This window comes from Ruegeria sp. CE9 (assembly GCF_056537425.1).
On record NZ_JBQFRO010000101.1, the window covers coordinates 1 to 897 of the forward strand.

2 protein-coding genes are annotated in these 897 nt (G+C 59.9%); both read right to left on the reverse strand.

Features of this window, described 5'->3' with window-relative positions; genetic code table 11:
* A partial coding sequence (locus ACR0B3_RS24295) for an Ldh family oxidoreductase (RefSeq protein ID WP_480811280.1) occupies nucleotides 1–491 on the reverse strand: 491 nt, incomplete at its 3' end.
* A 32-nt stretch (nucleotides 492–523) separates the two neighbouring features.
* On the reverse strand, nucleotides 524–897 hold a 374-nt coding region (locus ACR0B3_RS24300; protein WP_480811281.1), incomplete at its 5' end, for a LysR substrate-binding domain-containing protein.

Consider the following 897-nt stretch of genomic DNA (forward strand, 5'->3'; position numbering starts at 1 on the left):
ACGGACATGGCGATGGGGTTGGTGCCGATGACGCGCCGCTTGCCATTTGGCGCCGCCACAACGGGCGAGGCGTTGGTAAAGCCGATGCACAGCTTGCCCGCTTGCGCGATTTGTTCGGTAAAATAACCAAGCGAGGTGCAGGTATGGCTTTGCGCCACGGCCAGCATGGCCACGCCTGTTTCATCCACCAGATCGCAGAATTGATCTTTGGCCGCGGCAAAGGCGGGTTGGGCAAAACCAAGCCGTGCATCCGACAAGATCGCAGCCGCCTTTGGACGGCTAACAACAGGCATGACCTGCCCATCAACACGCCCAGAGGACAATTGCAAACAATAGCTTTCGACATATTGCAGGCCGCAAATCACATTGCCATGCGCCTCGGAATGGGCAGTGGCGCGGGCCACCTCCCCCGCCTGCCATGCGCCCGCCCCATGGGCCATGAGCGCGGCTTTGGTCACGGTTTCAATCTCGCTGATCGCCACTTGCGCCATGGCCGCCCTCCCTATGGTCGTTTTGTCAAAGGCTAAGGGCTTGGCGCAGGGGGTGCAAGCAAGTCCCAAAATGACTGCGCCACAGGGCTAAGATGGGCGGCGCAGTTCCTTATTTTACACAGCTCACGGCGGCTATGCGGATCATTAGGGGCAAAGAAGCGCAAGGCGGGGTCGGCTTCGGCCATCGCGGTTTGGGGCAAAATCGTGATCCCGATACCCGCCCGCACAAATGCCAAAAGTGCCGTGGTATTGCGCGCCTCAATGCGGCAATCTTGCAATCCTTCGGTCACGCTGGGGTGATACACCAGATCGCAAAGCGGGTTGGCAATCAGCGGCTCGTGGATCAAATCTTGCCATTGCACGCCGCGCCCCTTGGTCTTCTGCGCAAATCGCCCGTCATGGCGCG